19 protein-coding genes are annotated in these 26,185 nt (G+C 48.1%); 6 read left to right on the plus strand and 13 right to left on the minus strand.

Annotated elements, in window-relative coordinates; translation table 11 throughout:
- The first annotated feature begins 2 nt into the window (after nt 1-2).
- The 4 genes from CWE22_RS03770 (at nt 3) to CWE22_RS03785 (ending at nt 13,297) form a co-directional block, all read left to right on the plus strand.
- Nucleotides 3-11,537: a non-ribosomal peptide synthetase gene (locus tag CWE22_RS03770; protein ID WP_169930036.1), complete on the plus strand. Its 11,535-nt coding sequence runs from the start codon at nt 3-5 to the stop codon at nt 11,535-11,537.
- Nucleotides 11,538-11,604: 67 nt separating this feature from the next.
- Entirely contained in the window at nt 11,605-11,994 is a 390-nt protein-coding gene (gloA, locus tag CWE22_RS03775; protein WP_169930037.1) for a lactoylglutathione lyase, read from the plus strand.
- Nucleotides 11,995-12,019: 25 nt separating this feature from the next.
- Nucleotides 12,020-12,673 carry a ribonuclease T gene (gene rnt / locus CWE22_RS03780; protein ID WP_169930038.1) on the plus strand — a complete coding sequence of 218 codons (654 nt, stop codon included), beginning with the start codon at nt 12,020-12,022 and terminating at the stop codon, nt 12,671-12,673.
- Between the two features lie 33 nt (nt 12,674-12,706).
- Complete coding sequence (locus tag CWE22_RS03785; protein ID WP_169930039.1) at nt 12,707-13,297, plus strand: DUF2238 domain-containing protein; 591 nt, start codon at nt 12,707-12,709, stop codon at nt 13,295-13,297.
- A 71-nt stretch (nt 13,298-13,368) separates the two neighbouring features.
- On the opposite strand, the gene CWE22_RS03790 is transcribed toward CWE22_RS03785, so the two are convergent.
- A complete protein-coding gene (locus tag CWE22_RS03790; protein WP_169930040.1) occupies nt 13,369-13,986 on the minus strand; it encodes a peroxiredoxin in 618 nt (205 codons plus the stop codon).
- Between the two features lie 61 nt (nt 13,987-14,047).
- Nucleotides 14,048-14,386: a Grx4 family monothiol glutaredoxin gene (gene grxD / locus CWE22_RS03795; protein WP_169930041.1), complete on the minus strand. Its 339-nt coding sequence runs from the start codon at nt 14,384-14,386 to the stop codon at nt 14,048-14,050.
- 223 nt (nt 14,387-14,609) lie between these two features.
- Here grxD and CWE22_RS03800 point away from each other — a divergent pair, with 223 nt between their 5' ends.
- Nucleotides 14,610-15,194, plus strand: coding sequence for a superoxide dismutase (locus CWE22_RS03800; protein ID WP_169930042.1), 585 nt, complete (start codon nt 14,610-14,612; stop codon nt 15,192-15,194).
- Between the two features lie 63 nt (nt 15,195-15,257).
- Here the strand turns inward: CWE22_RS03800 and fadR are convergent, their stop codons facing one another.
- The gene (gene fadR, locus CWE22_RS03805; protein ID WP_169930043.1) at nt 15,258-15,968 is read right to left on the minus strand and encodes a fatty acid metabolism transcriptional regulator FadR; all 711 of its coding nucleotides are present in this window, start codon (nt 15,966-15,968) and stop codon (nt 15,258-15,260) included.
- Between the two features lie 183 nt (nt 15,969-16,151).
- On the opposite strand from fadR, the gene dsbB reads away from it, so the two are divergent.
- Nucleotides 16,152-16,685, plus strand: a complete 534-nt coding sequence (dsbB, locus tag CWE22_RS03810) for a disulfide bond formation protein DsbB (protein WP_169930044.1) — start codon at nt 16,152-16,154, stop codon at nt 16,683-16,685.
- On the opposite strand, the gene CWE22_RS03815 is transcribed toward dsbB, so the two are convergent.
- From CWE22_RS03815 to CWE22_RS03860, 10 genes are all read right to left on the minus strand, one after another.
- Complete coding sequence (locus tag CWE22_RS03815) at nt 16,657-17,076, minus strand: YcgN family cysteine cluster protein (protein WP_244596002.1); 420 nt, start codon at nt 17,074-17,076, stop codon at nt 16,657-16,659. The genes dsbB and CWE22_RS03815 overlap by 29 nt on opposite strands.
- 37 nt (nt 17,077-17,113) lie before the next feature.
- Nucleotides 17,114-17,755: a fumarylacetoacetate hydrolase family protein gene (locus CWE22_RS03820; RefSeq protein ID WP_169930046.1), complete on the minus strand. Its 642-nt coding sequence runs from the start codon at nt 17,753-17,755 to the stop codon at nt 17,114-17,116.
- 21 nt (nt 17,756-17,776) lie between these two features.
- Complete coding sequence (locus tag CWE22_RS03825) at nt 17,777-18,769, minus strand: lytic murein transglycosylase (RefSeq protein ID WP_169930047.1); 993 nt, start codon at nt 18,767-18,769, stop codon at nt 17,777-17,779.
- Nucleotides 18,766-19,029: a YcgL domain-containing protein gene (locus CWE22_RS03830; RefSeq protein WP_169930048.1), complete on the minus strand. Its 264-nt coding sequence runs from the start codon at nt 19,027-19,029 to the stop codon at nt 18,766-18,768. The genes CWE22_RS03825 and CWE22_RS03830 overlap by 4 nt, the downstream gene beginning before the upstream one ends.
- Before the next feature lie 4 nt (nt 19,030-19,033).
- Nucleotides 19,034-20,176, minus strand: a complete 1,143-nt coding sequence (gene rnd / locus CWE22_RS03835; protein WP_169930049.1) for a ribonuclease D — start codon at nt 20,174-20,176, stop codon at nt 19,034-19,036.
- Complete coding sequence (gene fadD, locus CWE22_RS03840) at nt 20,177-21,856, minus strand: long-chain-fatty-acid--CoA ligase FadD (RefSeq protein ID WP_169930050.1); 1,680 nt, start codon at nt 21,854-21,856, stop codon at nt 20,177-20,179.
- Nucleotides 21,857-21,924: 68 nt separating this feature from the next.
- A complete protein-coding gene (locus tag CWE22_RS03845) occupies nt 21,925-22,845 on the minus strand; it encodes an alpha/beta fold hydrolase (RefSeq protein WP_169930051.1) in 921 nt (306 codons plus the stop codon).
- Entirely contained in the window at nt 22,835-23,410 is a 576-nt protein-coding gene (locus tag CWE22_RS03850; protein WP_169930052.1) for a Slp family lipoprotein, read from the minus strand. Before CWE22_RS03850 ends, CWE22_RS03845 begins: the two co-directional genes overlap by 11 nt.
- Nucleotides 23,411-23,525: 115 nt before the next feature.
- Nucleotides 23,526-24,215 (minus strand): tRNA (adenosine(37)-N6)-threonylcarbamoyltransferase complex dimerization subunit type 1 TsaB, encoded by a 690-nt coding sequence (gene tsaB / locus CWE22_RS03855; protein WP_169930053.1) that lies wholly within the window; start codon nt 24,213-24,215, stop codon nt 23,526-23,528.
- Nucleotides 24,208-26,142: a DNA repair helicase YoaA gene (locus CWE22_RS03860; protein ID WP_169930054.1), complete on the minus strand. Its 1,935-nt coding sequence runs from the start codon at nt 26,140-26,142 to the stop codon at nt 24,208-24,210. Before CWE22_RS03860 ends, tsaB begins: the two co-directional genes overlap by 8 nt.
- Nucleotides 26,143-26,185: the final 43 nt, after the last annotated feature.

Below are 26,185 nucleotides of genomic sequence, written 5' to 3' on the forward strand. Positions count from 1 at the left end.
CCATGCAGCTAACAGAGCTTTTATATCAAGTGAATGAACGCGGCATTTTCTTATGGGTTGAGCAGCAAACGGATGGTGAAGACAAACTGAAGTTTTCGATTCGACAGCCGCTGGACGATAGAGAACAGTGGCTGGCTAAAATCAAACCTCATAAAACTGACTTGATTAAACTGTTAAAACGCGCAGGGGTTATGTCGGAAAGCCTACAACTACCGATTATTTATCCGAGCGATGTGCAACCGTTTCCGTTGTCTTTTGCGCAAAAAAGGTTGTGGTTTTTACAACAGTTTGAACCGGATAGTGCCGCCTATAATGTGCCCTTGATATTAGAGCTGCACAACAGCAACACAGAACAAAGTATCACTGCTGCTGAACAAGCATTGCTGGCCGTATTGGAGCGCCACCAGGTATTGCGTACTGTGCTGGTAAGGCATGATGCTGAACCTGTAGGTCTATTAAAACCAGCTACAGAATTGCAATTTGACCATCAGCTGCTTGACGCAGAAATCGATCAGCACGCTTTACATAATGAGTTACGGCAGGAACTATCTCGGCCTTTTCTGTTGGATCAACAATTGCCAGTGCGTGCTCATTATTTTCAGCGCCCCAATCATCCATCGATTTTTCTTATCACATTGCACCATATTGCGGTCGATGGGTGGAGTCTGCCTTGTTTATTGCACGAGTTTCAGCAGTTTTATCTGCACTTCAGCCAAGGCATGACAGTCGAGTTACCTTCTCTCGTTCTCCAATATCAGGATTTTGCCTATTGGCAGCAGCACTTGCTTCGCGGCAAACTGCAACAGGAGCAATGGCAATTCTGGCAAGCAGAACTTTGCGACGCGCAACCCTTAGAGTTACCTCTGGATCGCAGCAGACCAAACAGTTTTGATCCGCGAGGCGATACTGAAAAGTTGCAACTAGATACCAAAACCTCTAAAGGTCTGCATGAATTGGCTCGCTCTTTAGGCTGTAGCTTTTATACCTTAACTTTATCGGCTTACTTTGCGTTATTGCACAAATACAGTCAGCAAGATGACTTACTGATTGGCACAGCCGCCGCGAACCGTCATTACCCCGGCACTAAAGATATGATTGGCTTTTTCGTCAACAGTTTGCCTATTCGTTGCCGAACCAACCCCAATCTGAGTCTGACCGAATTAGTACGCTCTGTGCATGAGAGTCTGATTTCAGCTCAGCAATATCAAGATATGCCGTTCGATTTACTCGTAGAAAAACTGCAGTTACCAAGAGATCCAAGCTGTCATCCGCTATTTCAGGTGTTCTTTACCCTGCAACAAGCTGATGAACAGGCTCAACAGCAAGATTTCACTTTACTGAGCCCAGACGGCCTGTATCAGATTGCCAAATATGATTTATCGCTCTTTGTTACAGAAGAAAAATATAACGTCACGTTAGAGCTGAACTATGCCACAGCTTTATTTGATCAGAGCACTGTGGCGCAAATGCTGGCTCATTACAAAACCATATTACAGCAGTTGCTCGAAAAACCTGGGGTTAAGCTCAATCAACTGCAGCTATTGAGTGCACAGCAACAGCAGCATTTAGTGCTGGAACTCAATGATACTGCCAGAGCATTGCCTGATGTATCCAGTGTAACGGCATTGTTTAGCCGTCAGGTGTCATTGACACCTCACCAAGCCGCCCTGAGTTTTGGTTCACAAAGCCTAAGCTATCAAGAGCTGGACCAACGCAGTACGGAGTTGGCACTGCAACTATTACCCGTGCTTGAGGCTTCACCATCAAAGTTAGTCGCGTTGCTGATGGAGCGCTCGCTCGAGTTGATTGTCGCTATTCTGGCTATTCACAAAGCTGGTGGCGCTTACGTGCCGATAGCAACTAAATTTCCACCACAGCGTCAAAATTTTATATTGGCGGATACTCAAGCAGCAGCTTTGGTGAGCCATCAGTTGCTAAAACACGACGTCGCAGCGCTGTCCGGGTCAACTCAGGTGCTCTGGGCCGATTCTGGATTATGGCAAGACCCAGTGCCAGTGAACACTGCACCACCAAGCCCATTGCCTGAGCTAATAAACCGGGACCAACTTGCTTATATTATTTACACCTCTGGTACCACAGGAAATCCCAAAGGCGTGATGCTGGAACATCAGCATCTGCTGAACCGTATTGACTGGATGCAAAACACCTACCCACTGACCGCAACAGATAAAGTGCTACAGAAAACACCTTATAACTTTGATGTGTCAGTTTGGGAATTGTTATGGGCAAACGCTTATGGTGCGGAGATTGTCGTAGCAGAGCCGGAAGGCCATAAAGATCCGGATTATTTGTACCAGCTCATTGAGCAACAGCAAATCACTGTTCTACATTTTGTGCCGACCATGTTTCAGGCTTTCTTGGATGACTTGCAACGCCGTGGTCGCCTGGTGCCTTCCTGTTTACGTTATATTTTCTGTTCAGGTGAAGCACTTTCTCTCGCCACAGTGCAGAAATTTCAGCAATTGAATCCGAATCAACGGACTCAGTTGCATAATTTGTATGGCCCTACAGAAACGGCGATAGACTCTAGTTATTTCTATTGTCACGGCGACCTTCGTTCTATACCGATTGGTAAACCCATCCAGAACACTCAGTTATATATCCTTGATACCGACCAACAACTGGTGCCCAAAGGCGTAGCCGGCGAACTTTATATTGCAGGTCATGGTGTAGCTCGTGGTTATCTAAATTTGCCAGAGTTAACTGCAGAGCGGTTTTTACCGAATCCTTTCTACCATGTAACACAGAATGCCTCAGCCGGTCGACGCATGTATAAGACTGGTGACCGAGTCCGAATGCGTGCTGATGGAAATATCGAATATCTCGGCCGCAATGACTTTCAGGTTAAGCTACGAGGTTTTCGTATTGAGTTGGGTGAAATAGAGGCAGCGCTGTGTGTTTTACCGCACATCAGCCAGGCTTTAGTCATGGTTAAACAAGCCGCCGGTCAAGACAGGCTGATCGCATATTGCCAAACCGACACGATGCCAGAGCCTGAGCAACTGCGAGCATTATTATTACAAAAATTACCCGATTATATGGTGCCCGAGCATTTTATTGGTCTGAGCCGCTTCCCGGTCAATGTAAACGGCAAGCTTGATCGCAATGCTTTACCCGAACCAGAACTAAAAACAGATCACTATGTAGCACCAAAAACGGAGCAAGAAAAGCAGTTAGTGGCGTTGTGGCAACGCTATTTAAAAATCGACAAAGTAGGTATTGAAGATGACTTCTTCCGTCTCGGTGGTAACTCGATATTAGCCATCAGTGTGTCTCATGCGATGGCAGAGTTGTTGCAAACTCATTACCCGGTAGCCCGACTTTTTGCGGATAAAAACATCCGCAATGCGTTGGTTAATTTAAATCAGAATTTGAACCCAGCAAACGAACATCAGGCTATACAGACCTGTACGCTGGCCGAGCCGCCATTGTCTTTTGCCCAGCAACGCCTGTGGTTTTTACAGCAATATGATGCGACCAATACTGCCTACAACATTCCTATAGCTCTCAAAGTGCAAGCGGGTTCAGCCAAACAACTGCAACAAAGCTTGCTGCTATTGGTTGAACGACATCATGTTTTGCGTTCTTCGACCAAGCAAAATAGTGAACAAGCCCGCTCCATACTCCAGCCAACAGACAGCTTTCAACTGGAAACAATAGCGATCATTGATGAAGACTTTGACGAAACCTTTCATCGCTGCGTGAATTATTGCTTCAATTTGCAACAGGATATTCCGCTCAAAGCTTGGTATTTTGAACTGATCCCAAGCCAAACCACAGTGCTCCTGATCAACATCCACCACAGTGCATTTGACGGCTGGAGCCATGGCCTTTTTATGGCAGAGCTAGAACAAGCGATGCAGCATTTTTGCGATGGTCAGCCCCTGCAGTTGGAACCACTACCACTGCAATATCAGGACTATAGCCACTGGCAACGTGAGGCCTTTACTGCGGGGCAGTTTGATCAGCAGTTAAACTACTGGCAACAACAACTGCAACAACTAAGTCCGCTACAAATGCCGTTGGACAAACCTCGACCTGCCAAATTGAGCTATGCCGGTGATAACTTACTGTTTCACTTTCCGGCTACTTTAACGGCTCAGTTAAAAGCTCTGGCATCCACTCGCGGTTGTACCTTGTATAGCTTGATGTTGTCAGGTTTTGCTATCTTGCTGCATAAATACTGCGGTCAACAGGATATCGTCCTCGGCACACCCTTTGCGAATCGTCATCACCAGCACACTGAGCAGCTGATTGGATTTTTTGTAAATACACTGCCACTTCGTTTGCACATTCAGCCCGAACAAAGCGCACAGCAGTGGCTGGAGCAAGTAACGAGTACCGTCGCAGAGGCGCAGTTAAATCAGGACCTGCCGTTTGAGTATCTGGTTGATTTGCTAAAGCTGCAGCCTGATCCATCCCGTCATCCAGTATTCCAACTGCTGTTTTCGATGGACCAGTTTGCAGATCCTACTCAGTCGGCCTATTTTTCTGAATTTGATTTAGGTGAAAATTATCAGGTAGCCAAATACGATCTGTCGTTATATATCAAAGATGAAGGCGAACAATTACTCGGCGCGCTGAATTTTTCTACTGCGCTTTTTAGTAAAGATACTATGCAGCGCCTGACTGAACGTTATCTGGTTTTAATGCAGCAAATAGCTGCATATCCTCAAACCAGGATTGATCAATTACAATGGTTTAGCGCTGCGGATCAACACGTTCTTTCAAACGCTAAATCAGAGCCTGATAACACCAACAGTGCCACCTTTGCCGAACGGTTTTATCAGCAAGCATCCCTAATGCCAACACAACATGCTTTAGTCTGGCAACACCAAAGCTGGACTTATCAAGAGTTGGATCAAGAATCGAATCAGCTCGCTCATCAAATACGCCAGCTGGGCTGCGACTCGGGTGATATCGTTGGTTTGCTGTTGCCACGTGGACCAGAGCTTATTCTGTCGATACTGGCCATCCTCAAAGCCGGTTGCGCATATGTCCCTATCAGCCCAGATTTCCCACTGCAACGCATCCGCTTTATACTGCAAGATGCTAACTGCCGCTTAGTATTAACGGACCGATTGGATGTCGATACAGAAGTTCCAGTCTATAACCCTGCTGGCCTTGAGTACCACCAACAACCGAGTGCGCCGTTGTCGCTTGATGTTTGCGGCACCGATCTGGCTTATGTCATTTATACTTCAGGCACTACAGGCCAACCGAAAGGAGTGATGGTAGAGCAGCACAGTTTTACGGATTTCTTGCTGAACTTCCCGCTCTACTTGCCAAAAAATCAACCAGTGCAGCTTTTATCTTTAACCGCGGTCACGTTTGATATTTTTGGTTTGGAATATGGTTTACCACTGCTGCGTGGCGGCACTTTGTATTTATCCGACCTGCAAAACGCGGTGGCCGATTTGCAGCACCATCCGCAGATTAACCTTATTCAGCAAACCCCTTCGGTGTTGCGTACTTTACTGGCTATGGATGGTGTTGATTTAAGCTCCATCACGTGTCTGGTTGGTGGCGAAGCCCTAGATAGCGAATTGTTATCTCGGTTGCAACATCACTTTGCTCAAGTAGTAAATGTTTATGGCCCCACTGAAACTGTGATTTGGAGCACCTGCCACCTTTACGATAAACATCAGCATCTCAATAACCCTCTGTTGATTGGCAACGCTTTGCCGAATGAGCATACGTATGTCCTGGATCCGGACCTTAAATTCCTGCCAGCTGGTGTAGTCGGCGAATTATATATAGGTGGCGCAGGATTAGCTCGCGGTTATCTGAATAGACCAGAGCTGACAGCTGAACGTTTTATTATTCATCCGCAGACCCAAGAGCGGCTGTATAAAACCGGCGATCTGGTGAAACAAACTTTGGATGGGCAGTTGGAATACAAAGGCCGCACTGATTTTCAGGTGAAAATTCGTGGTCATCGTATTGAGCTGGCTGAAATTGAAAGCATACTGCAGACACACACTCATATAAGTCAGGCTTTGGTCGTCGCTATCCATCAAGAGCAGCAGAGCGAACCCTATTTAGCTGCTTATTACCAAGCCGATTCAGATGTTCCCGCAGATCAACTGACGGCTTTTGTCGCTCAATTTTTACCTGATTATATGTGGCCTGACGTTTTTATCCACATCGAGCAATTTAGTCTGACCGCAAATGGCAAACTGGACAGAACTGCTCTGCCGCAGCCACATCGTGCTCAGAATGTGGAAGCACAGTATCAGGCACCAACTACGGACTTTGAGCAGCACATCGTACAGCTGTGGCAACACGTGTTGGGCTTGGAACAGGTGGGCCTGAACGACGACTTTTTCCGTATTGGCGGCAATTCCATCAAGGCACTATTACTCTGTCATAAGATGGCTAAAGACGCTGATTGGCAGGTGGCTGTGGCTGATTTATTTCACCACAGGACCATTGCAGCTTTGTTAAAACATGGTAACAGCGAAGAGCAACAAGATCTGCCAGTATCAGAATCTGATAACAATACTGCGCCGCTTTCTTTAGCGCAGAATCGACTGTGGTTTTTATATAACTTAGAGCCTAACAGCACCGCTTATCATATTCCTATGCTGCTAAAACTAGAGACATTGGACTTAGCCCGATTAGAGCAAGCATTTATCAACCTGATTAATTATCAGCAAGTACTTTGTTCAGTAATCGAAGAACGTGATGGTCTTGCTTGGCAGCAACAAGTATCTGCTGATCGTTTTCAATTGGACTATCAAAAACTGAGTACCGATCAGTTACCCGCACAGATTCAAACTGCAGTGCAGATGCCATTTGTGTTGCAGACTCAATTACCGATTCGTGCCACCGTTTTCGAGCTTGATGATGGCACTTATTATTTATTGATCTTAGTGCACCATATCGCCTTTGATGGTTGGAGCATGGACTTGCTATTTAGTCAGCTTGACCAGTTTTACCAACAACCGGAACAAACGTTACCCCCTCTGGATTACCAATACCGCGACTATGCCCGCTGGCAGCAAAACAAAAACCAATCAATGGCGCAAAATCCCTATTGGAAAAAACTAATCGATGTACCACCGTTAGACCTGCGCACATGTTACCCCAGGCCGAAAAACTTTGACTATAAAGGCGCCGATCTTGATTTTAGTTTGAGCTTAGATCTATCCACTCAAGTGCAAGCCTTAGCGCGGCAGCAGAAGGTATCGGTCTATAACCTGTTGCTAGCTGTGTGGAGTTTAACGCTGCACAAACTGACTGGGCAGCAGGATATATTGCTGGGTACTCCGATGGCGAACCGCCAATTACCTGGGTCTGATGCCTTAATCGGTTTCTTTGTAAATACGCAGGTGCTGCACCATTATATCGACCCAGAAGCCGATTTTCTCGCTCTACTGTCCGACATTACCGAGCAGAGCACTGCAGCACAGCGTTATCAGGAACTGCCTTTTGAACAACTGTTGGAACAACTCTCCGTCGATCGGGATGCAAGCCGTCACCCGCTCTTTCAAGTGATGTTTTCAGTCCAAACATTTGCAGAAGCTACCACGGATCTCGACTGGCTCAGCCCTGCTCCATTGCCTGCCGGCGACTGCAATGCCAAGTATGATCTGTCGTTTCAGTTGGAAGTGCGGGATCAACACATCAGCGGTACCCTCAATTATGCCAGCTCGTTATATAGCGAGCGGCGCATACGACTCATACAACAGGGATTTGTCAATTTACTCCAACACGTAGTCAATGCACCGCAGAGTAAAAACGGACACTTGTCTTTACTTAACTCCGAGCAAAGAGCGGCTATGTTGGCACTTGGCAACAGGCAACAGCAACACTCAGACACAGCGTATGCAACTACTCTGAATGCATTATTTGCATTGCAAGTCGCAGACCATCCCGAACAAATCGCTGTACAACTGGATCAGCAACAACTGACCTATCGAGAGTTAGATGATCTGTCGAGCCAATTAGCGCATCAGTTATTGCAGATGAGCGACGGTGAACAGCAGCGAATGATTGCTCTTGTGCTGCCGCGCTCTGTTTGGATGATAGTCGCTATCTTGGCGGTACTGAAAACCGGCTCAGCTTGGGTGCCCATTGAGCCATCCACTCCGCCACATCGCCTACAACATATACTGAGTGACACTCAAGCGAAGCAGGTATTGAGCCTGTCAGAGGTTGACTGCAAGCCCATGTTACCTGAGCACTGCCAGTTAATTAATTTGGACTTGCTTGATCTCCATCACCAACCCGAAACGGCACCAGATATAGCCGTATCGAAGCGAGATTTAGCCTATGTCATCTACACTTCTGGTACTACAGGGATGCCCAAAGGTGTGCTCATTGAGCATCAATCGGTCCTAAATACGATACTGCAACAGCAGCAGACCTATCAGATCGACTCCGGCTCTGTGCTCTATCTTGGCTTGTCTTACGCATTTGACGCTGCTGTAGCTGTGATCATGAATGCGCTGCTGTCTGGAGCAAAGTTGCTCCTCAGCAAAGAGATAGACTTTAGCCAACCCTGCATGAGGAACGTCAGTCACCTGATTCTATCCGGTGCTGTGCTCGACGTACTGCAGCCAACGCAACTGCCCAATCTCAAGTATCTTATTTATGGCGGCGCCGCTGCCAGCTCTGCAGCTCTGCAGCGCTTTTCTCATGTCGATATTTATGCCGAATATGGTGTTACTGAAGCGGCTATTACCTCCAGCTTGGCTAAAGTCGATTTAAACCGAAGCTCCACTATTGGATTACCATTGAACAATATCAGTCTATATGTACTGGATACTCAATTGGAACCCGTGCCTTTTGAAGTAGCAGGCGAACTCTACATTGGCGGTGTTGCCGTAGCCAGAGGATATCTGAATCAATCCGAGCTGAACGAGAGTGCTTTTATTCCAAGTCCTTTTATCGCCGGTGATCGATTGTATAAAACTGGGGATCTCGTGCGCTGGCAAAGTGACGATAACGATCTTAGCCAACTAGTATTTCAGGGCCGGAAAGACAAGCAACTCAAACTCCGGGGTTATCGTATTGAGCTCGCAGAAATAGAGCAGCAATTACTCAACCACAGCAAGGTGCGGCAAGCAGCGCTGAAGCTGCATCAGATGAATGGTCGCGACCAACTGCTGGCTTATCTAGTTACTCCAGATCCTGAAATAGAACAACTCGTTGCGGAACTAAAGCCGAGATTAGCCGATTTTATGCAACCCGATCACTGGTTATGGCTCCAGCAATTGCCATTGACCAGCAACGGCAAATTAGATGAAGCAGCTTTACCTTTGCCACAAATTAACCAAAGTTATCGCAGCCCTGAGACCGCGACCGAGCAACAGCTGGCAACACTGTGGCAGCAACTTCTCGGCGATGTCAATATCGGACGAGATGATGAATTCTTCCTGCTTGGGGGCGACTCAATACTAGTCATGCAGCTTGCGGCATTACTGAAAAAGGCTGGTTGGCACTGCAATGTCAAAGCTCTGATGCAGCACCGCAGTTTAAAAGCAATGTCCTTACTGCTTGATCAACAACATGAGCAGCACGAGATTGTTGCAGAACAAGGGCTGTTAAGCGGCAGCTTTAACTTACTGCCGATTCAGCAGTGGTTTTTTGATTTGGTCCAATCCGGTCAGGTGATCAACCAGAACTATTGGAATCAGTCATTTCTCGTCAAAGTTCAACCGCTGGATCCAGCTTTATTGCAACAAGCCGTCAAACAATTGGTGGCACATCACGATATCTTGAGAGTTAGTTTCTCAAATACCGCTGAAGGCTATCGGCAATCGTATTCGGCTGAGTTACCACAGTTAATACTAGAAGATCTTGACCGCGCCACCATGACGGATGAGGAGCTCGAGCAACAACTATCTGTTTGGCAGAGCGAATTTAATATTGAACAGGGTCCGCTATTTAAGCTGGCATATTTGCACAATTATCCCGATCAGAGCGCGCGTCTATTTTTTGCCTGCCATCACTTGCTGATAGATGCGGTAAGCTGGCGTTTGCTAGTAGAAGATTTAAACAGCCTTTACCAACAACAGTCGTCTCGGCACCAACAGCTAGCGGATAAGACCACTAGTTATCGGCAATGGGTTGCAGCCCAAAGTGCAGCGCCTCAGGTCTATCCGACGCATTATTGGCAAGCGTTTTGTGCAACTTTACCCGAAGTGCAACGACCAACCATAACCGCAAGCTCTCAGGCTCAAATGCAATTATCACCAGAGCATTCCAAGTTGCTGATGCAACAAGCACATCAGGCTTATCAAACAGAGATTAATGAATTATTACTCTCTGCTTTAGCCTTAGCGTTAAGAGATCTTTGGGGCCATACCAATCAAGCTGTGCTGCTCGAGAGTCATGGTCGTCAAACGAATAACAACAGTCTAAACCTGAACAGAACCATGGGCTGGTTCACTAGCTTTTACCCTGTAATGTTGGCCGCCACGGACGACCTAGCGCACAATATTCACTATAACAAAGAAACCGTAAGACAAGCCTCAAGTTATGGTCAGAGTTATATCCGCTCCGGCTGTTATCGGCATAACAAAGCTGAACATCTGGCGGTAAGTTTTAACTATTTGGGACAAATAAATGCGGGTGGTAGTGCCGATGACTGGCAGATAGTTGCTGAATCTAGTGGCGCCAACTACCCATCTCAACAAAGAGCTTTTGAACCTGTCAGTATTCTGGCGGTATATCAGGAACGGCAACTACGGTTTTCCTGCACCACCCTGTATGGGCACGAGTTTAGCGACCAGCTCGCCGCTCGTTTACAGCAACGTGTGCAGCAACTGATTGAGTTTTGTCTGCAACATCAAGTCTCAGTGCGGCAATCGCTATGTGATTATCCGCAGTTCAATCCGTATCAATTACACAACTGCGAGCAACCCAACACAGTGTTTGTTTTCCCACCCGGTGAAGGCGATAGTGTCGATTTTTATCAACCATTTATCGAGCGTGCAACGGACACTAGGCTGGTGCTGCTGAATAACTTCTACCGTTATTTATTAGAGCATTACACCGAGCAGGCGGCTTCATCGAGTTATACTGAACTTGCACAGCAGTTGGTTCCGTTGATTAAACACATCCAGCCACAAGGTCCCTGGCATTTTGTTGGCTGGAGTTTTGGGGGCGTACTGGCGCTTGAAGTTTGTCGTTTGTTAGAACAAGAGCAAGAAACGCTTGGCTCTGTACAACTCATTGATAGTTACTTCAGTCTGCACAAAGCTCGATTGCTCTCCCCAGAACTGGACGCACTGCTAGCCAATGAGGATAGTAGCCAGAATATCAATGCCAACCATCAGCCCTCTACTAAAGTGCAGACAAAAGTTACTTTGTATAAGGCTTCGAGTCCTTCAGGAACCCAAATTGCGGAGAATTTAAGATGGTTAGAGCAGGCGTATTTGACGACCCCAGCTAACTTTATTGAAGACTTTGCTGCTCAAGTGGAAATCATCCCTTATCAGAATGGACATTTTGATCCACTGTCAACTGAACTAACAGACGCTTTGATCTCAGGGTTACGATTTTAAATATGGTAATATCTCTACCCATTCGACGAATTTAAAGAAAAACCTCAGACGAGTAAGGATTGAACTCATGCGTTTATTACATACCATGCTTCGTGTCGGTGATTTACAACGGTCTATCGACTTCTATACGCAAGCACTCGGCATGAAATTACTGCGAACCTCTGAAAATGAAGCTTACAAATACTCGCTCGCTTTTGTCGGCTATGGTGATGAGCGCGATCACAGCGTCCTTGAATTAACCTACAACTGGGGCGTGAGTGAATATGAACATGGCGAAGCATTTGGACACTTGGCGATTGGTGTTGAAGATATTTACGCAACGTGCGACCAATTGCGTGCGGCAGGAGCCGATGTATATCGCGAGCCAGGCCCAGTCAAAGGTGGCTCGACTGTCATTGCATTTGTTCGTGACCCCGATGGTTATGCCATCGAATTAATCGAGCGTAAACCTGCTTAATTTTCGCAACTGAGAGCACTGAAACATGGCAACTGACGAACGTATGAAACAACGATTTCGTGGCTATTTGCCAGTCGTGATTGATGTTGAAACAGCAGGATTTAACTCGAAAACGGATGCGCTGCTAGAAATTGCTGCGGTCACCCTAAAGTTCAATGATGTCAATGAAGTGGAACTCGATCAAACCTTTCACTTTCACGTCGAGCCCTTTGCAGGCGCAAATATCGAGCAAGCGGCGATCGAGTTTAATGGCATCGATCCCCATTCCCCTTTGCGCGGTGCGATAGCTGAAAATGAGGCATTGAAAGAAGTATTCAAAGGACTTCGTAAAGCGCAAAAGGACGCTGGGTGCCAACGTTGCGTCCTCGTCGGTCACAACGCCACATTTGACCATAACTTCGTCATGGCAGCAGCCGAGCGCGCCGAGCTGAAGCGTAATCCTTTTCACCCTTTCGTCACCTTTGACACAGCTGCTTTAGCTGCTCTCACGCTTGGACAAACTGTGCTAGTGAAGGCCTGTCAGGCAGCAGGCATTGAATTCGACAGCAAACAAGCGCATTCTGCTTTGTACGATACCGAGCGCACCGCCGAGCTATTTTGCTGGATGGTCAATCGCTATCAAGCATTAGGCGGTTGGCCGCTCGCATCTCAGACGGATGATTCGTCTGCTGCTGAGTAGCTCGCTGAACAATTTATTCAGAAGAGTACGTTTATGAAGCATTATTTCCCACAAGGATTGGCACTGGGGTTATTACTGTTGATGGTATGGTCGGTGATCAATCCAGCCATGTTCGATGTTTGGATCGCTGAAATGATTCCCGTCATAGGCATCTATTTGTTACTTGTATTCACCTACCCTAAATTTCAATTCAGTAACACCAGCTATGCATTGATGTCGATATGGCTGATTATGCACACCATAGGCGCCCATTATACGTTCGCGAATGTGCCGTTCGATTGGTTCACCGAATGGTGGGGTGGTGAGCGTAACCATTTCGACCGTATTGCGCATTTTTCGGTGGGTTTTTATGCTTACCCCATGGTTGAGCTGCTCCTGAAGAAAAAATGGGCTGCTCCGGTCGCTGCAGGCTTTTTCGGACTCTTTATGATTATGAGTGTCGCTGCAGGCTATGAAATTATTGAGTGGTGGTATGCAGACCTTGCTGGTGGGGATGCCGGGATCGAATTTTTAGGCTCGCAAGGTGATATCTGGGATGCGCAAAAGGATATGTTGGCCGACACACTCGGTGCCATTGCTGCCTTAATTCTATATTTCTTCAAGCGTCCCGACCGTCGCGCATAGGATGAGTCATTCATAAAAAAGGCCGTTCTCAGCATGACTGACAACGGCCTTTTCATTACCTATAAACTGGATTAAGAAACTTTTTTCAGTTTATCAAAGTTCTTCGAAAGATAATCAGCAACGCCTTTTGCATCTGCTTTCATGCCTTCATCACCTTCTTTCCAACCCGCTGGGCATACTTCGCCATGCTCTTGGTGGAAATTCAGCGCGTCAACCATGCGCAGCATTTCATCAATGTTACGCCCCAGCGGTAAGTCATTGACGACTTGATGGCGCACAACGCCCTCTTCATCGATCAAGAATGACGCTCGGAAAGCAACCCCAGCTTCTGGGTGCTCGACGTCGTAAGCTCGGCAAATGCTGTGCTTCACGTCTGCAACGAGTGAATAGTTTACTTCACCAATACCACCGTTCTCGACGGCAGTATTGCGCCACGCATTGTGGCTGAACTGTGAGTCAATTGAAACGCCGATTACTTCAACGCCACGCGCTTCAAAATCAGCTAAACGCTGATCAAAAGCGATCAATTCTGACGGACAAACAAACGTAAAGTCGAGCGGATAAAAGAACAGTACCGCCTTCTTACCTTTGATTTGCTGGTGAAAGTTAAAGTCTTCAACGATTTGGCCAGAACCTAAAACTGCTGCAGCAGTAAAGTTAGGAGCCCTACGGCCAACCAATACACCCATTATTTTCTCCATTTTCAGTTAGTGAACAAATATCCTTGCGCACCCGACATCAGTTTTTATTTTACTCAGCACTTGGCTGTGGATGCCGTTCTGCGACTTCGTTAATCAAGCTTTGTAATTCACCTTTCTGGAACATTTCCAGAATAATGTCGCAACCACCCACCAACTCACCTTCGACCCACAATTGTGGGAACGTTGGCCAGTCAGCAAACTTTGGCAGTTCCGCGCGAATATCTGGATTCTGCAGAATGTCAACATAGGCAAAAGCTTGTCCACAAGACATTAACGCTTGTGAAGCTTGCGATGAAAACCCGCAGCTAGGCAGCTTCGGTGAACCTTTCATGTACAACAACACCGGATGTTCGGCAATTTGTTGCTTAATCTTGTCTACAGTTTCCATAAATGAATTATCACCTCTTAACGGTAAAAAGCGGGGCATATTTTATCACAAGCTGACTCGGCTCGCAGCATCAGATTTGATCAGAAGAAGTCATCGACTGCCCTTGAAAATAAACTTTTCTGCCACTATCTAGGTATATTGTAACGGTCCTTACAGAATTCAATGTTAAACTGAAGGCCTGTTTGGAATTCTATTCGAACACTCAGCAACAAGGAGAGTCCACATGGCTTTTGAATTACCAGCACTACCTTATGAAAAAAATGCTCTAGAGCCTCATATTTCGGCCGAAACGCTCGAGTATCACTACGGCAAGCACCACGCTGCCTATGTAACCAAATTGAATGACGCGGTGAAAGGTACTGACCTTGAAAACAAATCTCTTGAAGAAGTGATCAAGACTGCTTCAGGTGGCTTGTTTAACAATGCTGCGCAGGTTTGGAACCACACCTTCTACTGGCACTGCTTGAGCCCGAATGGTGGCGGCGAGCCAACGGGTGCACTAGCAGACGCGATCAATAAGAAGTTTGGTTCGTTCGCGAAGTTCAAAGAAGAGTTCAGTGCACAAGCGGCTGGCAACTTCGGTTCTGGTTGGACTTGGTTGGTGAAAACTGCCGATGGCGGTGTCGACATCACGAATACTGATGACGCTGAAACCCCCATCACCGACAGCAGCATCACGCCAATCTTGACCGTTGATGTGTGGGAACATGCCTACTACATCGATTACCGCAATGCTCGTCCAAAATACTTGGATGCATTCTGGAACTTGGTTAATTGGGATTTCGTGGCGAAAAACTTCGCCGGCTAATCATTAGCGATCCATTAAAAACGCCGACTGTATGTCGGCGTTTTTGTTTGTCTGATAGCTTATTTATTCGACTAAATTCGCTGGAATATCCGCGCGCATACTCTGCCAGATTTTACCTGAATCGTAGCCGTACTGACGGACTAACTTCACCGCCTCTTCGTGCGTACCCGCTTCAGCGGTCTGACGTAATTTATGATAAAAATCGCGCGCTAACTGACGAGCAGCCGGGTTAGTAAAGTAAAAATTACCGATCCGCGAATACAGCCCCTTGAAACCGTTCAATACCAACACGTAAATCGGATTTCCTGAGGCTAGTGCTGCATCATGATTTAATCGATAATCATACTGAGTAAAGGTCTCTGGCGTGTCATCGAGGTCATGCGCGGGCTCTAACAACGCCACTACTTTTTCGGGAGCATGGCGAACCGCTGCCCGAATATAGATAGCACTGATATTGGTGCGGGCTGACAGCAATTGATCGACCAATAAAGGCATACCGTCCTCATCGAGTCGCGCCAATGTCTCTAAGATATTAAGACCCGATGTTTCCCAGAAATTATTTACCCGCGTCGGTTTTCCATGTTGTATGGTTAACCAGCCATCTCGCGCTAAGCGCTGCAACACTTCACGTAACGTGGTTCGCGTTACGCCAATCAACTCGGACAGTTCACGCTCGGCCGGAAGAATAGTACCGGGGGCGAAGTGACCGTTCCAAATTGATTTAACGATATATTCTTCTGCAAAGCCTGCTGGACTCTGTGCCTTTATGATCATGATCGCGCCTGTGTCCTTGATGACCGCATAGGATAACGGTTGCTATAGCAAATAAGGTCAGCGATTTTAACAGTCTTTCCAATGGTCGGACAAGTACTGTTGTTTCTCTTGGAATGGCTTTACTTTTGTATCGTTTCGTTTCACCATCGCGACAGCGAAAGATAAGAGACAAGGAACACATCGATGCTTGCTACACTGAAACAACTACCGAGCCAACGGGCAGCATGGGCTGTACTGGCTGCTTCAGCATGGCTATTGGTGGCAGCAGCACTGTATTTCCAATACGGCATGGGCTTAGAGCCCTGTGTGAAATGCATCTATCAGCGGGTTGCGATCATGGCGATTGGCACGGTTGCACTGGTCCCTCTGGTGGCACCGCGATCACGTATGACTCAATGGTTAGGAACTTTAGGCTGGCTGACTGCTGCAGTTTGGGGTTACCTGATTGCAGCCGAGCATGTGGCCTTACAGAACAGTACCAACGCATTCTTTATGGTGTGTGATACCTTCCCGAATTTTCCTAGCTTTATGCCGTTACATGAGTGGTTTCCGGGAGTCTTTGGTGCACCTGGCTTATGCGGTGATATTGACTGGCAATTTGCTGGGTTAAGTATGCCGGGTTGGATGCAGATCATCTTCGCCGTCTACAGCGTCACTGCAATTCTCGTTGCCGTCACATTGGTTTGGGCTACTCTGAGTCGAACAACGGCCAAGTGACGATGCGCTGCTCGAGGTCTTCGTCGATGTATTTTTCGCCGATAACTCGGTTGACAGCACTGATACCCGCAGCAATCATCGCTCGTTGAGAGCCCTGGTTGCGCAGCGGATGCCACGACGCTAATCCACGTCCCTCTGCTAAGCGGCGATAGGCGCACGACTGCGGCATGTAAGTTAATTCGTGCACATTATCGCGGTGGATGACAACACAATCGGGTACCAAGGATTTCCGTGTGGCGTACTGACTACAGCGCGCCGTTTCGGTGTTCAGTAGTCGGCAAGCTACATCGGTGTAGTGCACGGTTTCTTCAGGATCATCATCATCAATCAATTTATGCAGACAGCATTTCCCGCAACCATCACACAGAGACTCCCATTCGGCAGCGGACATCTCATCGAGTGATTTAGTTTCCCAGAACGCAGGTTTGCTATCCGTCACAATGCACGGTTCCAGTCCAAGACCAGTGTTTGTCACCCTGCTGCAACCTGAGTTCCAACTGGTCATTTGGCGCCAACGCCGCGACTCCTGCAGGAGTGCCTGTAAGCACTACATCACCGGGCAACAGGGTAAATTGTTGGGAAATATCGGCAATTAAGTCGGGAATGGTGTAAATCATTTCCGCTGAACGACCCGCCTGACGCTGGACTCCGTTTACCGTCAGCGAAAACTCCAGCGGTTGTTCGGCGTCCAGTTCAGTTGCTGGTATCCAGTCAGACAACACACAAGAACCGTCAAAAGCCTTTGCGCGCTCCCAAGGATGCCCTGCTGCTTTTAATTCACTCTGTACTTGCCGTAGCGTCAGGTCTAATCCAAGGCCATAGGCCTGAATGGCTTTGCTTGCTTCAGTTGGCGTGCAACGACGCAGCTGAGTACCAATCTGTACCGCAATTTCGACCTCATGATGGCATTCACCTTGAGCTCGAGGAATGGTTACCTCAGGTAAGGTTGCGAGTGCCGTGGACGGTTTGATAAATAGGAGCGGTCGACTCGGAGCAACATTATTCAGTTCAGCAATATGCTCAACATAGTTGCGACCCACGCAGACAATTTTGCTTGGCAACTCGCGCATCGTCAGCCTCTCCTATTCGATTTAACGTGGAAACCGAATGCGATCCGACAAATATCCCACCGCAGCCACAAAATAATGCGAACGGTTCCAACGCATCAGCGCATCGTAATTGGCGTAGGCTAAATAGACACGGCCTTGCTTGTCGTCAGGAATGACGACCGACGCTTCTAAATCAGAGCGGTTGGGTAGATCATTGCCATCCATTCGACGAATGCCAAGAGCTTGCCATTCCGCTAAGGTTTTTTTGGTATTCAAACCCGCCAATGATTCGTCAAAATCGCCGGGGATCTGCACCTGTCGTCCCCAGGTTACGTCATCTTGCCAGCCGACACTTTTCAAATAGTTTGCAGCCGATGCAAAAACATCTCCCATCGAGCCCCAAATATCTTTGCGCCCATCACCGTCATAATCCACCGCATATTGCATAAATGAGCTCGGCATAAACTGCGTTTGTCCCATGGCACCAGCCCAAGAACCTTGCATTTGTTCTACGTCAATATGGTTTTCCTGTACGATGGTTAGCGCATGCCAGAGTTGTTTTTTAAAGAACTCTTCACGACGACCTTCAAAAGCCATAGTGGTCAGCGCAGAAATTACATCAAAGCCACCCGTGTAAGAGCCGAAATTGGTCTCAATACCCCACAAAGCGACGATAAACCGCGGTTGAACGCCATATTCAGCACCAATCTTGTCCAGCAAATCCCGATGTTTGGCATACATTTCTACCGCTTTATCCGCTTTCCACTCCGGTACGGCACGCGGCAAATAAGTATCTAACGTCAGTTTAAATTCGGGTTGATTTTTATCTGCTTCAACCGATTTCTTATAGAATTTCACTCCAGCAAACGCGCGATTTAACGTATCTTCGGTATAGCCTGCTGCGCGCGCTTCCGCCTTGATTTTATCTACATAGGCAGGGAAATCAGCCTCATCTGCGCTACTAGCTAGCGGGCTCCAACTCAACACAACTGCCGCGCCTGTGGCGACAACCCAACCTTGTAATTTCTTCATCATGAGCGCTTCTCCTGCTGTAATAGGCTCGTCACCGGTGGTGGTATTTGTAAGTAGTAACCTGGATCCGTGAGATGTTCACGTAATGCTGCCACACTGATTTGCGCAAGCTTACGCTGATCTGTCAATGCGAAAGTCATGACCTGTATAGGTTGACCAAAATGTTGCCGTAAGGGTTCCGGTAAATCCGAAAAATCAGCGGAATGCGGCAAATAGAGGTAAGTATCAGCACGTTTAGCACTGCGAAACACCGTACATAACATCTTGCTAATCTCTGGTTAGTAACGACTCGATGGTAGCTTTGAGCTTAGCGCCCCGCCAGCTGACTAACAAGTCTGGCGCTGGCAAACGCGACCGATAAGCTGCTGGAATTTGCCAAAACCAATGAATGACATCGTTCAGCTGTCGCCGCGAACCAATCAGTGATGGCGTGACGTCGAGCTCCTTCGCGTAAGCATCGACTGCTTTCTTCAATGCATTGAATGCTGGTTTATAGCCTGGCATATCCGTGAGTTTACTCAAACGCTCCGGTTGTTCCGCCAGTGGCACCGCAAGACCGCGTTGGATTGCGGCTAATAATTCTTTGCCCGCGTAACGCCGAGTTACCGGCGACAAGTCGGTAATGCTATATAAACCGTCTGCTTTGACCGGATGCTGACGCGCCAGCTCTAGAACCGTGTGATCTTTCGCAACGAAGCTCAACGGAATATCTGCCTCACGAGCGCGCTCTAAACGCCATTGTAAAACTTCACGCAGTACCGCTAATTGTTGCGGTGTGCATTGCCAAGCATTGCCAAACTGCAAATAGAGCAATTCAGCTGGCCACTGTTGCGTGCGTTTTTCTACCTGAAAGGCACTCTCAGCCACCGTTAAATCGAGCTTGAGAGGATTCTCGCTCAAACGACTCAGCAAAGCGGGATAAACCTGTTGCAGGTAATCTACATCCGCTGCAGCATAATCCAGTTGCTCTGGCGCTAGCGGTCGCTGCAACCAATCGGTGCGTGATTGTGACTTATCCAGCACCACACCGGTCAATTGCTCGACCAATGCAGCATAGCCGAGTGCATCACCCAACCCAGCAAAGGCAGCCGCAATTTGCGTGTCAAACACGTTGCGTAACGGTTGTCCCATTGCTTGAGCGAGAATTTCAAAGTCTTCACCACCGGCGTGGATAACTACTTCTAAATCTTCAGCACGCAGTAATTCCCACAGCGAACTTAAATCAATCGCTCCAACCGGATCAATCAGTACAGTATGCTCGCCAGCGCGAACCTGAATCAGTCCGAGGCGGGCGTAGTATGTGCGAACTCGCACAAATTCGGTATCGAGGACAATCGAGGAGAATTGCCGAGCATGTTTGCAAAATTCAACAAGCTCGGCGGTTTCTGTAACCAGTTGGTATGTCGACATCTAAGCTTTCGACTTCTTCTCTTCTTCGTCACGAAGCTCACGACGTAAAATTTTACCGACGTTGGTTTTCGGTAGTTCTTGGCGGAACTCAACGAACTTCGGTACTTTATAACCCGTTAAATTCTCACGGGCATAGTCCATCAGTTCACGCTCGCTCAACGATTTGTCCTTACGAACGACAAATACTTTCACTGCCTCGCCTGAAGAATCGTGCGGAACACCCACAGCAGCCACTTCCAGCACCTTCGGATGACCCGCAATGACATCTTCAATTTCGTTTGGATAAACATTAAAACCTGACACTAAAATCATGTCTTTCTTACGATCAACAATCTTAAAGAAGCCGTCCTCGTCCATCACACCAATATCGCCGGTGCAGAACCATCCGTCTTTCATCACTTTTTCAGTTTCATCAGGGCGATTGAGATACCCGACCATCACTTGTGGTCCACGAACCTGTATTTCACCTGACTCGCCTTGGGCTACCTCTTCGCCACTATCGACGTCAACCACACGTACATCTGTTGACGGCAACGGAATACCAATGGTGCCATTGTACTGTTCAATATCGGTCGGGTTGGTCGTAACCACCGGCGAACACTCGGTCAGCCCATAACCCTCTAGTAAACGTGACTTGGTAACGCGCTCCCAATGTTCAGCAACGGAGCGTTGTACCGCCATACCGCCTCCTAGAGCGATTTTTAACGATGAAAAATCTAAGTCTTTGAAGCCATCGGTGTGCAAGAGTCCATTAAATAGCGTGTTCACGCCAGAAATCATTGAGAATGGATATTTACCCAACTCTTTCACGAACGCAGCCATATCGCGCGGATTGGTAATTAAAATATTGCGCCCACCGTGCTTCATGAACGTCAAGCAGTTCGCCGTTAATGCGAAAATATGATACAGCGGGAGTGCTGTGATAATGGTCTCTTCACCGTCGACGACAAGCGGTGCCACAACAGCAGATACTTGCTCAAGATTGGCAACCATATTGCGGTGCGATAACATCGCCCCTTTGGCTAAACCAGTGGTTCCACCGGTATATTGTAAAAACGCCAGATCATCCCCACTCATAACCGGACGTTCATAGGACGCTTTTTGCCCCTTAGCCAAGACAGCTAGAAAGTCGATCGTGCCGGTTAGCTTATAGCTAGGCACCATACGCTTCACGTACTTCACAACAAAATTGACAATCCAGCGCTTCGGTGTCGGAAGCATATCGCCGATTCGGGTCAATACGACATGGTCAACCTGTACATCGGCTTTCACTTTCTCATAGGTAGCGGCAAAGTTTTCTAGTATCACCAGTGCTTTCGCGTTGGCATCACTTAGCTGATGCCTCAGTTCGCGAGGGGTGTAAAGAGGGTTAACGTTAACCACCACCATTCCAGCACGCAGCGCACCAAACAGTGCAATCGGGTATTGCAGTAAGTTAGGCATCATAATCGCAACAGCGTCGCCCTTCTTCAGGCCTTGCGCCTGAAGATAGGCAGCAAACTGTTTGGAGTATTTATCGAGGTCGTTAAAAGTCAGCTCATGGTCCATGTTGACGTATGCAACCTTGTCGCCATAAGCCTCGATGCTTTGTTCAAAGATATCGACCAATGAATTGAAATGTTCCGGATCAATGGTATCTGGAACGCCCGCTGGGTAACGTTTTAACCAAATCTTGTCCACGCGTGTCATGCTCCTGCGTCAGAGAATCTGTATCTGGTCGCAATAATGGCATATCCGACCAGTGTTGCCTAGTCATTGAGACCGTCGATCATCGTCATCAAGTGGGCAATGACCGCGTTCGGTTGTTCCATATGCACATGATGACCTCCACTCAATGCGTGCACCTGCAACTGCCGTACTTCCGCCTGCCACAAGTGTAACGCTTCATGCACACGTTCATGCCCTTCAGTCCCGTACAGCAAAGTAAACGGGCATTTGATATGCCGCAGTACGTCACTGATCTGTGCCGCGGTTAATCGCACTGGCGACGCCATCCGCAGTCGCCCATCGGCACGAAAACAGAAGTCTTCAGGCCCCACTTGCTCGATACCTCGCTCCACCAACAAGTGCGCATATTCGGGAGAGAAATCACCGGCTTGAGCACGCGCAGCGACACCCGCAGCAAATGATGGATAGTGATTCCGGCGTTTTTTCTGCATCGCCCAACGACTTTGGAAACCGCTCCGCAAGTTTGCCGTCGTTTCAGCAGTCGGTGTCGCTAACAGACCGAAAGCCTCAATCGCGAGAACTGCTTGGACTTTTTCGGGTGCAATACCAGCAAGCATGTTGGCAATGAAGGCGCCCATAGAGTGCGCCAGCAACACCACCGACTGCCAGTTTTCTTGTTCGATGAGTTGCCAACAATCATAGACGTAGTCAATAAACGCATAATAGTTGCCTACCGGACGGTGATCAGACAGACCATGTCCCGCCCAATCTATGGCGATGAGTTGATGTGTTTGGGCGAGCGGCGACTGCAGAAACACGTCAGCGCAGGGTAAAAAGCTATGCGCATTATCCAGCCAGCCATGCCCAGCAAGAATCACTGGCTTATCGTCAGCACCCCAACGCAGACCACGCAGTATGCCCCAGTCAAGCTGAAACGAAACAGGCTCGGCATGAAGCCGAGCCTGTGGGAATAAAGATGATGTGAATTCGTTATTGATCATTTCCTGATTGACCCGAATCCCCGGTTGGGGTTGTACGCACAGGTACCGGGTAATAAATACGGTACGGTGGTGCGAAATAATGGTGTCGATACCATAACGAACCATAATCAATTTGTACATTGGAAGTTCGCGGTTCGTCCTTCCAAAGATACTTTGCGGTTACATTTAATGTCGGGAACAGGTAGCGGAACTCATCAATTTTTCCTTCGATTGGCTCACCGACAGTGCCGACAAAAGACACTAAGCGCCCTTCCTCATAAACAACTGGGTCAACAAATTCAGGCAAAATTGCGCGAAAACGACCTTGGCTCTCATCGCTTGCGACGGGTCGGCCCCAACTCTGCAAAGCAAAGTTGACCACTTCAATGATAGTCCCATCATCACTGTTACGAACCTCAGCAATAGTACCACCCCAACGTGCTTGTTGGCCTAGCACTTGCTCAGGATTAGTTAACGCGGTCTCGTAATTGACAAGGTTCTTCTCATTGGTGACCGCCAGCTCATCCGGAACTGTAGAGCATGCTGCTAAGAACAGTGCTGCGATACTCACTAACCAAATTTTCATTCTGAACTCCTTAGGCTGCGTCACAACCTGACTCGAATTGGCGCGCTACCTTTACTTTGATAAGCCTGAATGACCAAAAGTTCCAGTGCATTTACGCCGTTTTAACTTGGTATCGCTACCGGCCAGGTAACTTTTTCCAGGTTACTTCATTACGTACGTACAGAGGCTCAAGTTCAGCGGCTTGGACCGATTTTGCGTGCGGGTGCAGTGCCAAGCTCAACATATCGCGAGCTTCGGGTAACCAAACATCAGGCAATATTGATACACGTTGTTCTGCATCGAGTTGCTGCCCATAGGCCTGCCATCCCGTACCAACGCCAACCGGCTCCCCGTCATCCAACCATAGTTCCTTACTGAGCTGCTCGAGCGCCGCCATCTGCGGCGCTTGTATTGCAATCCAGGCATCATTGCGACGTTGATAACGAGCGATGTAAACCTCATTCATTCTGGCATCAATAGCTGCGATGACATCGGTTGCCTGATAACGGCGCCACGCCTGCTCTGCAAGAGCCTCTAAAGTACAGATGGGAGTAACCGGCAAAGTGTGACTGAATGCCAACCCTTGCCCTATCGAAACGCCAATCCGAACGCCGGTAAAACTGCCGGGGCCTTGACCAACCACTAAGCGTTCGATGGCATCGAATCCGATATCCAAGTCAGCGAGGACTTCATCAATGAAGCCCAGAATTTTTTGCGAGTGCTCCCGCGGTGCCAGCGTTTGTCGAGTGACTAGTCGCTCTCCCTTTTGCAGCGCAACCGAACACAACTCGGTACAAGTATCTAATGCTAAAACAACATTACTCATGCGACTTTGCCGCCTCCAACTCTGCTAAAAAGTTTAATGCTTCTTGCAAATCTCGAGTTCGCCGCATAGCTGGCAAACTCGTCAAAAAGGTTCCGCCGTAGGGCTTACCAACTAACCGCTGATCACAAATGATCAGCACGCCCCGGTCATCTTGGTCCCGAATTAAACGTCCTGCACCCTGTTTGAGTGCAATAATAGCTTGCGGTAACTGTACCTGACTAAACGCATCCAGCCCACGCATACGCGCATCCTCAACGCGCGCTTGCAAGAGCGGATCATCCGGTGATGCAAAGGGGAGCTTGTCGATCACCACACAACGCAATGCATCCCCGCGCACATCGACCCCTTCCCAAAACGATGAAGTCCCCAATAGAATTCCATTGCCAGCCGCCACAAATTGCGCCAGCAGCTCACGTTTGCTGGTGCTGCCTTGCACTAACAATGGCCGTTCCGTACGTTCTGCGAGCGCCGCACCAACGCGTTGTAACATCCGGTGACTGGTAAATAGTAAAAAGGTACCACCGGTTTGATTGACGCTTAATACCTGTTCGACGATGTCCAATACCTTCGCGAAAAACTCCGGTGCTTGGGGCTGTGGGAGATACCGAGGCAAACATAACAGCGCTTGCTCAGAAAACTGAAATGGGCTCGATAAGCACAGCGTCTGAGCACTACTCAACCCCAGTTGTTCAGTGAAGTGACTAAAATCTTGACCCACTGCCAATGTCGCCGAAGTGAATACCCATGCCATATCAGCTGCGTCAATATAGGCACCAAATTTGTCGGCGACGCTGAGGGGCGTTTGATGCAAGGTAATTTGGCGCGGCGTGGTTTCGTACCAAAAACTATAGCCGGTTCGTTCTGTCGCTTGCAGCTGTTCCCATTTGTGCGCTGCTAAGGTCGCGCGCTCATAGGCTTGATCTAAATCTTTCGAGCGTCCCAAGGCATTTTTCGTAACATCAATCACGAGTTGCAGCTGCTCGGCAACATCAGCGGCCGCTTCTTTAACACCCGCTCGACGTTGCCAATCACGCCAATTACCACGTTGGGGTTCCACTGGAAACATCAGCCGCCACTCACGTAAGGTCATGAGTAGCTTGTCCGCTATTCTATCGAGCTGTTTGAGATCTTTGAGTTCAGTTAAATAAATAACCTTCAAATCTTGCGCGAGTTCTTGCAATTGGCGACTGGATACCGCTTCGCCAAAATATTGACTCGCAATATCGGGTAATTGATGGGCTTCGTCAAACACGACCGTATCGACCGCCGGAATGAGTTCACCAAACCCAACGTCTTTTAACGCCATATCGGCAAAGAACAGATGATGATTCACCACGACTAGATCAGCGTCGAGCGCGCGCTTGCGTGCCTTAACAAGGTAGCATTCTTCGTAATCGGGACAGTCTCGACCTAAACAGTTATCAACCGTACTGGTAACCTGAGGGAGCACTTCCGCATCTTCCGGAAGCACATTCAACAACCCTAAATCACCATCTTCTGTGCGCTGTGCCCACTGCCGAACGGTGACGAGTTGAGATTGCACCACTTTCGAAAACTCGCCGCTTTGCGAGCTCGCCTGCTGCATTCGGTGTAGGCAAAGATAATTACTGCGACCTTTCAACAAGGCGACTTGTTTACCGGGTGCAATTGCATCTCGCAATAGCGGTAGGTCCCGAAAATAAAGCTGTTCTTGTAATGCTTTCGTGCCTGTTGAGATGATAGCCTTTCCAGTTGCCGTCAATAATGGCACGAGATACGCATAAGTTTTACCGGTTCCCGTTTCAGCCTCAACTACCAGCGACGCTTTAGCGCGCATCACTTGTGCCACCGCGGTCGCCATTTCGGTTTGCGCAGCACGCGGAACAAAACCAGTCACGGTCTTGGCGAGAGAGCTTTGGGGGCTAAAATATTGGGCTACAGCGGTCATGCCGATATGCTAGCACAACCCGAAGTTGCCAAGCAGCTAACTT

Origin of the sequence: Pseudidiomarina aestuarii (genome assembly GCF_003987355.1) — a bacterium.
GTDB lineage: Bacteria > Pseudomonadota > Gammaproteobacteria > Enterobacterales > Alteromonadaceae > Pseudidiomarina > Pseudidiomarina aestuarii.

Coding starts and splice junctions, on each gene's coding strand:
- CWE22_RS03770 (WP_169930036.1), top strand. CDS start 3: ATGCAGCTAACAGAGCTTTTATATCAAGTGAATGAACGCGGCATTTTC.
- gloA (WP_169930037.1), top strand. CDS start 11,605: ATGCGTTTATTACATACCATGCTTCGTGTCGGTGATTTACAACGGTCT.
- rnt (WP_169930038.1), top strand. CDS start 12,020: ATGGCAACTGACGAACGTATGAAACAACGATTTCGTGGCTATTTGCCA.
- CWE22_RS03785 (WP_169930039.1), top strand. CDS start 12,707: ATGAAGCATTATTTCCCACAAGGATTGGCACTGGGGTTATTACTGTTG.
- CWE22_RS03790 (WP_169930040.1), bottom strand. CDS start 13,986: ATGGGTGTATTGGTTGGCCGTAGGGCTCCTAACTTTACTGCTGCAGCA.
- grxD (WP_169930041.1), bottom strand. CDS start 14,386: ATGGAAACTGTAGACAAGATTAAGCAACAAATTGCCGAACATCCGGTG.
- CWE22_RS03800 (WP_169930042.1), top strand. CDS start 14,610: ATGGCTTTTGAATTACCAGCACTACCTTATGAAAAAAATGCTCTAGAG.
- fadR (WP_169930043.1), bottom strand. CDS start 15,968: ATGATCATAAAGGCACAGAGTCCAGCAGGCTTTGCAGAAGAATATATC.
- dsbB (WP_169930044.1), top strand. CDS start 16,152: ATGCTTGCTACACTGAAACAACTACCGAGCCAACGGGCAGCATGGGCT.
- CWE22_RS03815 (WP_244596002.1), bottom strand. CDS start 17,076: ATGTCCGCTGCCGAATGGGAGTCTCTGTGTGATGGTTGCGGGAAATGC.
- CWE22_RS03820 (WP_169930046.1), bottom strand. CDS start 17,755: ATGCGCGAGTTGCCAAGCAAAATTGTCTGCGTGGGTCGCAACTATGTT.
- CWE22_RS03825 (WP_169930047.1), bottom strand. CDS start 18,769: ATGATGAAGAAATTACAAGGTTGGGTTGTCGCCACAGGCGCGGCAGTT.
- CWE22_RS03830 (WP_169930048.1), bottom strand. CDS start 19,029: ATGTTATGTACGGTGTTTCGCAGTGCTAAACGTGCTGATACTTACCTC.
- rnd (WP_169930049.1), bottom strand. CDS start 20,176: ATGTCGACATACCAACTGGTTACAGAAACCGCCGAGCTTGTTGAATTT.
- CWE22_RS03845 (WP_169930051.1), bottom strand. CDS start 22,845: ATGATCAATAACGAATTCACATCATCTTTATTCCCACAGGCTCGGCTT.
- CWE22_RS03850 (WP_169930052.1), bottom strand. CDS start 23,410: ATGAAAATTTGGTTAGTGAGTATCGCAGCACTGTTCTTAGCAGCATGC.
- tsaB (WP_169930053.1), bottom strand. CDS start 24,215: ATGAGTAATGTTGTTTTAGCATTAGATACTTGTACCGAGTTGTGTTCG.
- CWE22_RS03860 (WP_169930054.1), bottom strand. CDS start 26,142: ATGACCGCTGTAGCCCAATATTTTAGCCCCCAAAGCTCTCTCGCCAAG.